The organism is Corynebacterium sp. (assembly GCF_012837295.1).
GTDB lineage: Bacteria > Actinomycetota > Actinomycetes > Mycobacteriales > Mycobacteriaceae > Corynebacterium.
The window spans coordinates 1-7,791 of sequence record NZ_DURI01000130.1 but is presented as its reverse complement, the minus strand read 5'-3'; the positions used below and the strand labels follow the sequence as shown (position 1 = coordinate 7,791).

Genomic DNA, 7,791 nt, shown 5'->3' with positions numbered 1-7,791 from the left:
CGGCGAGGTCGGCGGCAGTCGGCAGCTTTTCGCCGACGCCGACCTCCCCGGTGGAAATCGACCGCCGCAGCGACGCCACCAGCTGCGCGTACAGCGGCGTCGTCGAGGCGGAATCGAGGTTGATGAGCATGATCCGATCCTAGGTTGGGACACTGGGCGCATGGCCATGTACGACTCGCACGCCGACGCCTTCGACGCGCACGCCCGCGACGGCGCCTGGAACGCGCACTACGACCGGCCGACGATGCTGCGGATGCTCGGCGACGTCGCCGGGCTGACGGTGCTGGACGCGGGGTGCGGGCCGGGCCATTACGTCGGGGAGCTGCTCGACCGGGGCGCGGCGGTCACGGGCGTCGCCGGCACGCTGCGGGAGATGCGCCGCCTGCTTGCCGACGACGGCCGCGTCCTCGTCTCGACCAGCCACCCGACCACCGATTGGCGCCGACTGGGCGGCAGTTATTTCACCGACGCCCGGGTGGCGGAGACGTGGCGGATGGGGCTGCGCACCGGGTACCGGCGGGCGCCGCTGGAGGCGTGGGCGGCGGACTTCGCTGCCGCCGGGTTCGTCATCGAATCCATCGTGGAGACCCGGCCCGCCGAATCCATGCGGGAGGCGTTCCCCGCGGAGTACGCGGAGCTGACCACGGAGCCCGGGTTCATCGCGTTCGCGCTGATGACGCATCCAGGCACCCCCTAAAGCTCGCGGCGATTGAACGCCGCGAGGCCGATTGCGACGGCCGCGACGGTGACCGCGACGGTGACGGCGACGGCCCCCGCATGCGCCGTGCCGTCGGCGGCTGCGAGCAGGCCGGCGGGACTCCAATCGACCATCACCGGCCACATCCCGGCGACCGCCAGCAGCGCGAAGTAGGCGATGCCGACGGCCGCCGCCGCCAACGACGATGCCCCCGCGCCCGAGGCCGCCATGGTCACGGCCGCCAGCGACAGGGCGAACAACAGCCACAAAGCCGACGCGGCCACGGGGACGCGGAGGTCACCGGCGCCGAGGCCGTCGAAAAGCAGGGCGGTGACGGCGATCATCGCGGCGGTGGAAACGACCGTGACCGCGGCGACCGTCACCGCCACCGCGGCGAAGGCCGTGGCCCACAGCCCGGGGCGGGTGACGCGGCGCGCGAGGAGGGGGACCGCGGTGCCGCGGGCCACGTCGGCGGAAACGGCCGAGGCCGCGACGACCGCCACGATGACGATGATGAGCTGCGCCAGATTCGAGGACCACTGCGCCCACGCGTCGGCGGGCACGGGTTCGGGCAGGGCGGAGACGTCGATGGGGATGGCCTCGGCGTCGCCGCCGATGAGGCCGCCGAGAATCTCCGGCAGATAGCGGGCCGTGACGGGGGAGAGCACGGCGAAGAACAGCGCCACGGCGGCCAGCGCCCACGTCGCCCACGACGCGCGGAGGGCCCGGAACTGGCGGCGGAGCAGGACGGCGGTCATCGGGAACCTTCCAGGGCGTTGGCGAAGGCGTCGTCGAGCGCGCCGCCGGGCGAGACGGAGACGTCGCGGAAACCGGCGTCGGCGAGGGTGCGGGCGATGGCGCCGGGGGAGGCGTCTGCCGCGCCGCGGAAGGTCGCGGTGACGCGGCCCGGGTCACCGAACTTCCCGACGAGCTCGGGCAGCGTCCCGGTGGCGAGGATGCGGCCCCGGCCGAGGAAGGCGGCGCGGTCGCAGACGGCCTCGACGTCGGACATGGAATGGGTGGAGAAGAAGACCGTCGCCCGGCCGCGCAGCGAGGCGATGACGTCCAGGACCTCCCGCCGGGCGATGGGGTCGAGGGCGGAGGTCGGCTCGTCGAGGACGACGATGCCCGGCGTGGCGATGAGTGCCTGAGCGATGCCCAGCCGCTGCCGCATGCCGCGCGAGAGACCGGAAATCGGCCGGTCCACCTGCCCGAGCCCGGACAGGTCCAGGGCCTCGGCGACGCGGGCGTCGAGTTCACGGTCCGGCCCCCTGTTGGCGAAGCCCTCCAGCTCGGCGGACAGGCGCAGGTATTCGGCGGGCGTGAGCCACGGGTCGAAGGCCGGGACGTCGGGGAGGAAACCGATGCGGCCGTCGTGGTGCACGGAGCCGGAATCGGCGCGGGAGAGACCCATCAGGATCCGCAGGGCCGTCGTCTTGCCCGACCCGTTCGGCCCGAGGAACCCGAACACCGAACCGCGGGGGACTCCGAGGGTGACGTCGTCGAGGACCAGGTGATCGCCGTAGGACTTGCGCACCGACTCGAAGGAGATGGCCGGGTCGGGGTAGCGGGCGGGGTCGGGGCCGGCGGCGGGCGCCCCGTAGCGGGACAGGAGCGCCGTGGGGTGGCCGGTGGTGCGGGTGGTGCCGGTGGTTGCGGGTGCACGCCGCTCGCGGCCGGCGGCGAGGAAGACGATGGGGCCGATGGCGTTGGTCAGCAGGATGACCAGGGCCCACAAGGGTTTCGGCAGCAGCTTCACGCGGTCCGCGGGGGTGCGGACCAGCACGACGAGCGCCGCGACGATGAGGATCAGCTGCACCGCCACCAGGGCACCCAAGGCGGCGAGGAGTCCGGGAGGCAGTTCGCGGAGTTCGTCCATACCGTTCATAGTGCTATCCAAACTAGCACAAGCGCGCCCGTGGGGCCGTCGGAAAGCGGACGGGCGGCGGCCACTAGACTCGCCGGAATGATCGAGACCACCATCGCCCGCGAACTCGGGGTCGACCAGGCGCACGTCGCCACCGCCGTGAAACTCCTGGACGAGGGCAACACCGTGCCCTTCATCGCCCGCTACCGCAAGGAGGCCACCGGCGGCCTCGACGACGCGCAGCTGCGCACCATCGAGGAGCGCCTCACCTACCTGCGCGAACTCGAGGACCGGAAGAAGACGGTGCTGGCGGCCATCGAGGAGCAGGGCAAGCTCACCGACGACCTGCGCGCCCTCATCCTCGCCTGCGGCACCAAGGCGCGGTTGGAGGACCTCTACCTCCCGTTCAAGAAGAAGCGCCGCACGAAGGCCGACATCGCCCGCGAGGCGGGGCTCGAACCGCTTCTCGACGAACTGCTCTCCCGCGGCGCGGACACCGCCACCGCCGCCGAGCTCGCGGCCGGCTACGTCACGGAAGGCTTCGCCGAGCCGAAGGACGCCATGAACGGCGCCCGCGCCATCCTGGTCGAACGCTTCGCCACCGACGCCGACCTCGTCGGCGAGGTGCGCGAGCGGGTCTGGGCGACCGGGGCGGCGTCGGCACGCGTGGTCGAGGGCAAGGAACAGGCGGGCGCGAAGTACCGCGACTACTTCGAGCACACCGAACCGCTGGAGACCATGCCCGGCCACCGCGTGCTCGCCGTGCTGCGCGGCGAAACCGAGGGCATCCTGCAGCTGGGCATCGACGCCGGCGACGACGCGGTGTACGAGGGGATGGTCCGCACCGCGCTCGACCTGCCCGAGGGCGAGTGGATCGACCAGGCCATCCGCTTCGGCTGGCGCACCAAGCTCGAGGTGTCGGCGGCGCTGGACGCGCGCATGCGCCTGAAGGAGCGCGCCGAGGCCGAGGCCGTCGAGGTCTTCGCCCGCAACCTGCGCGACCTGCTGCTCGCCGCGCCCGCCGGGCAGCGCGCGACGCTGGGCCTGGACCCGGGATTCCGCAACGGCGTCAAGTGCGCCGTGGTCGACGGCACCGGCAAGGTCCTCGACACCGTCGTCGTCTACCCGCACCAACCGCAGAACAAGTGGGACGCCGCCCGCGACGCCCTGGCCACCCTGTGCGCCACCCACCGCGTCGAGCTCATGGCCGTGGGCAACGGCACCGCCTCCCGCGAGACCGACCAGCTCGCCCGCGAGGTCGCGGACCTGCTGGTCAAGGCCGGGGGAGCGCGCCCCGAGCCGGTGACGGTGTCGGAGTCGGGCGCCTCCGTGTACTCCGCGTCGGCGCTGGCCGCGGCCGAGTTCCCGGACATGGACGTGTCCCTGCGCGGTGCCGTGTCCATCGCCCGCCGCCTGCAGGACCCGCTCGCCGAGCTGGTCAAGATCGACCCGAAGTCCATTGGCGTCGGCCAGTACCAGCATGACGTGTCGCAGACGAAGCTCGCGCATTCGCTCGACGCCGTCGTCGAGGACGCCGTCAACGCCGTGGGCGTGGAGGTCAACACCGCGTCGGCGCCGCTGCTCGGCCGCGTGGCCGGCGTGAGCTCGACGGTGGCGGAGAACATCGTCGCCTACCGCGACGGCAACGGCGCCTTCACCTCCCGCAAGGAGCTGCTGAAGGTCCCGCGCCTGGGCCCCAAGGCGTTCGAGCAGTGCGCTGGCTTCCTCCGCGTGCGCGGGGCGGCCAACCCGCTCGACGCATCCGCCGTGCACCCCGAGTCCTACGGCGTCGTCGACCGGATCGCCGCGGCCACGGGCCTGGGAGTGGCGGAGCTGATCGGCAATTCGCGGGTCCTGCAGTCTCTGAACCCCCGCGATTTCGTCGACGAGGCGGCCGGCGTCGGCGTGCCCACCGTCACCGACATCATCGCCGAGCTGGACAAGCCCGGCCGCGACCCCCGTCCCGAGTTCAAGACCGCCACCTTCAAGGAGGGCGTGGAAAAGGTCTCGGACTTGACCCCGGGCATGATCCTCGAGGGCACCGTCACCAATGTCGCGGCCTTCGGCGCCTTCGTCGACGTGGGCGTCCACCAGGACGGTCTGGTCCACGTCTCCGCCATGAGCAAGGGTTACGTTTCCGACCCCCATGAGGTGGTCAAATCCGGCGAGGTGGTCAAGGTGAAGGTGATGGAGGTCGACGTCGACCGCCAGCGCATCGGCCTGTCCCTCCGCCTCGACGATGAGCCGGGCGCCAAGCCGGAGCGGGGCGGTCGTGGTGGTCGCGGCAATGGTGGAAGCAAGGCCGGCGGAGGTCAGAATCGGGGCAAGAAGCCCCGAAACTCCCGCAACTCCCGAAACTCCGGCAACTCCGGCGGCGGTTCGATGGCGGACGCCCTGAAGCGGGCCGGTTTCGGGGCGTAGCCTCGGGCCATGGCTTCCTTCACCACTCATCTCACGGTGCTGCTCGATGCGGGCCGGTGGAGCGTCGTCGAAAAGCAGATGCATGCCGCACTGTCGGGGCTCGGCCTGTGGAACGACGGCATCGACGTGCGGATCCAGCGCAATTACTGCGAGGAGGACAACATGCTCCTCGACCAGCACATGGCGACGCATGATGCGCCGCCCGTGACCGAGGAGATTCACCTGATCCGCGTGAAGTCGTCCGGCGAGCCGAAGGGCGGGCTGACGGGCGTCGAGGCGGATCGCGCCATCACGAAGGCGCTGGCCGGAGCGCTTCCCGACGGGGCCGGCTGGTACGGGACGACCGTCGGGGCCGGCGGTTAGCCGACTTCGATCGGCAATTCGATGTCGCCGTCCGGCGTTCCCATCAGCGTCAGCGTCCAGGTACCGGCGGTGGCGCCGAGGCTTTCGTCCAGGCTTTCCGAGAACTCTCCCGAGCAGCCGGCGTCGGGCTCGAAGCGGAGCATCTCATTTTTCGCCGTCATGAGAGTCAGGATCGTCCCGCAGCTCGATTGTCCTTCGGAGTTCCAGCTGACGGTCATGATTTCGTTGAGCGGGACCGTCTGCCCCGGGCTGACGGTTACCGTCGTCGAGCCCTGCGTCATCGTGTACGGCTCGCTTTCGGGCGCTTCTTCGCTTGACGACGACCCTGCCTCCGCATCGTCCGCCGCCGACGTCGTCGCGGCGGGGGAGTCGGTGGTGGTCGTGGTGGTGTCGGTAGTGGTGGCGGTGCCATTGGTCGTTTGGCGTGCGGTGTCCTCGGTCGACTCTCCGTCACCGCATGCCGCGATGCCGAGCGTCAGAGTCGCCGCCGTCGCGAGCGCCAGGCCCCGAGCGATGGTCCTTTTGCCGGTGAATGAATGCCTCATGGGGCCACGGTAGGGGTTGCGGGCATGGTGCGCGAGGTTTTGGTCTGGTTGGGCCGGACTTTCAGCGTGGTGCCGCACATCCGTGCGCTCCGAAGTAGGGCGGCGACGATCGCCATTGCGTTCGATCCCATGTGGTGGAACAATGGACGGTATGCATGGGGTCCGTGGTGCATAAAGTCGCCGAAAAGTTACCCCGCGTTCGATTGTATGAGTATCGAACACCTGTATTATGGTGAGTGAAGCAAGGAAGCAAGACAGCGAGTTGGGCCGGGGGTTTTGGCCCGGCTCCGGGGCAGATCATCACCAGCGATCACACTGCATTCACTGGCAGATCCATTTTTGATCCGTACTCGCATTCCCGGGGGAATCGACATGGCATTCGACCATGACGTACATGACGGCGACGGTGACTCGGCCGCCGAAGACCACGACGATCCACACCAGCACAATCACCATCGCGACTGCGGCGAGCACGACGACGCCGATGACCCGCCCCTACGAAAACGGTGGGTGACCGAACGCGATGAACCGGCGGCGATCATCGCTCGGGCCCGCAACATCGCCGAACTGGAACTCTCCATCGCCGTCGCACCCTCCGGCACCGACGACGTCGACTCCCATGTGGCGGCCATCGGCACCCGCATCGGCGCCGGCAAGCGACGGGCGGTGGGTTACTGCGATGTCGGCGTCATGCTGCGGCGCATGCCCAAGGTCTGTGAGTTCTGCAGATCAGGTGCGCTGCCGCATGAACGACTGCGGACCATCGCCGGCGCCATCGTCGCCGTGACAGACGACAACATCGAAGCGGTGGAGCAGAAGTTCCTCGACTACCTGACCCCCAACAAGGACTTCCAGGCCCTGCCTGGCCCCTTCGTCTTCGCCCGGGAGCTGCGGCGGATCGTGGAGAAGATCGAACCCATCTCCACCCCACCCGACGATGACGAGACCAAGCCGATCAAGGGCGAGTCGTACAGCGTCGACAATCAGTACCCCAGCGAGTACGGCGAGCTGTATGCGATGTTGCGCAAGGATCGGTTGGCGGAGTTCGATGCGACCGTCCGGGCGATTCGCGACGCGAAGATCAACGCGGGCCAGGACTGCTCGTTGGCTGATGCGCTGATGGCCATGTGCCGGGGTGACTTCGCGGGGGCCAAGGTGAGCATGAACATCTACGTCGACGGCGACGCCGACGAGAACACCCTCCAAGTCTGGCTCGACGGCGCCGGCTGGTTGTCCAACCACGTGTCCAAAGAGTGGTTGGCCCGGGCCCATGAGGTGCGGCTGTCGTCTGATTCTCAGACCGGTGGGTATGTGCCCACCGACGGGCAGAAGGCCCGTGTGCGTGGTCGTGATGGTGGGTGCCGGTTTCCGGGGTGTGATGTGCCCGCGCACAAGTGCCAGATCGATCACGTCATCAACTACGACCCCGGTGGTGCCGATGACCAGGGAGTCACCGCCACATGGAATTTGCAGTGCCTATGCCAGCACCACCACAACTTGAAGACCAGCAAGCACTGGCGTGCCGTCATGCATGACGATGGTTCCGTCACGTGGGTCGATCACACCGGCGCAGCGTTTGCGACGACGGTGCCGCATGGGCCGATCGCGCACATCAAGCGGCAGACCTTCGATCAGCGGGCCACGAGGGTGGCGTCGACGATCCACCGGGACAACGAAGAGAAGCTGCGGGCGGCGGCGGAGGCGGCGGAGTCGTTGAGGCAGGCGGAGATCGATGCGGCGCTGCGCACGCACGCGAGGGAAACCAGGAAGTACGAGGAGAAGTTGGCCGAATTCATCGCAGGGCCAATCAACTCCACCGACCCGGACACCGCGGCAGAAGCCCGGTCGTTGGCGGAGGCCACCGATGATGGGTGGCCGACGGTCGACGATGAATTGTG

The 7,791-nt window shown here is 69.3% G+C and carries 7 protein-coding genes; 4 read left to right on the top strand and 3 right to left on the bottom strand.

Annotation, left to right across the window (positions count from 1 at the left end):
• Positions 1-160 precede the first annotated feature (160 nt).
• Positions 161-697 carry a hypothetical protein gene (locus GX015_RS04430; RefSeq protein ID WP_291343090.1) on the top strand — a complete coding sequence of 179 codons (537 nt, stop codon included), beginning with the start codon at positions 161-163 and terminating at the stop codon, positions 695-697.
• On the opposite strand, the gene GX015_RS04425 is transcribed toward GX015_RS04430, so the two are convergent.
• A complete protein-coding gene (locus tag GX015_RS04425; RefSeq protein ID WP_291343088.1) occupies positions 694-1,455 on the bottom strand; it encodes a hypothetical protein in 762 nt (253 codons plus the stop codon). The genes GX015_RS04430 and GX015_RS04425 overlap by 4 nt on opposite strands.
• Positions 1,452-2,576, bottom strand: a complete 1,125-nt coding sequence (locus GX015_RS04420; RefSeq protein ID WP_291343086.1) for an ATP-binding cassette domain-containing protein — start codon at positions 2,574-2,576, stop codon at positions 1,452-1,454. The genes GX015_RS04425 and GX015_RS04420 overlap by 4 nt, the downstream gene beginning before the upstream one ends.
• A gap of 87 nt (positions 2,577-2,663) precedes the next feature.
• Between GX015_RS04420 and GX015_RS04415 the strand changes: the two genes are divergently transcribed.
• Both GX015_RS04415 and GX015_RS04410 read left to right on the top strand, forming a co-directional pair.
• Entirely contained in the window at positions 2,664-4,985 is a 2,322-nt protein-coding gene (locus tag GX015_RS04415; protein WP_291343083.1) for a Tex family protein, read from the top strand.
• A gap of 9 nt (positions 4,986-4,994) precedes the next feature.
• Entirely contained in the window at positions 4,995-5,348 is a 354-nt protein-coding gene (locus GX015_RS04410) for a hypothetical protein (RefSeq protein WP_291343081.1), read from the top strand.
• Here GX015_RS04410 and GX015_RS04405 read toward each other — a convergent pair.
• Positions 5,345-5,893 (bottom strand): hypothetical protein, encoded by a 549-nt coding sequence (locus GX015_RS04405; RefSeq protein WP_291343079.1) that lies wholly within the window; start codon positions 5,891-5,893, stop codon positions 5,345-5,347. The two genes, GX015_RS04410 and GX015_RS04405, sit on opposite strands and share 4 nt — an antisense overlap.
• Positions 5,894-6,169: 276 nt before the next feature.
• Between GX015_RS04405 and GX015_RS04400 the strand changes: the two genes are divergently transcribed.
• Positions 6,170-7,791, top strand: a 1,622-nt coding sequence (locus GX015_RS04400; RefSeq protein WP_291343077.1) for an HNH endonuclease signature motif containing protein, incomplete at its 3' end; no start/stop codon positions are given.

What these genes read in the sequence shown, in the direction of transcription:
- GX015_RS04415 (WP_291343083.1), top strand. Translation starts at nt 2,664, where the DNA reads ATGATCGAGACCACCATCGCCCGCGAACTCGGGGTCGACCAGGCGCAC.
- GX015_RS04405 (WP_291343079.1), bottom strand. Translation starts at nt 5,893, where the DNA reads ATGAGGCATTCATTCACCGGCAAAAGGACCATCGCTCGGGGCCTGGCG.
- GX015_RS04420 (WP_291343086.1), bottom strand. Translation starts at nt 2,576, where the DNA reads ATGGACGAACTCCGCGAACTGCCTCCCGGACTCCTCGCCGCCTTGGGT.
- GX015_RS04425 (WP_291343088.1), bottom strand. Translation starts at nt 1,455, where the DNA reads ATGACCGCCGTCCTGCTCCGCCGCCAGTTCCGGGCCCTCCGCGCGTCG.
- GX015_RS04430 (WP_291343090.1), top strand. Translation starts at nt 161, where the DNA reads ATGGCCATGTACGACTCGCACGCCGACGCCTTCGACGCGCACGCCCGC.
- GX015_RS04410 (WP_291343081.1), top strand. Translation starts at nt 4,995, where the DNA reads ATGGCTTCCTTCACCACTCATCTCACGGTGCTGCTCGATGCGGGCCGG.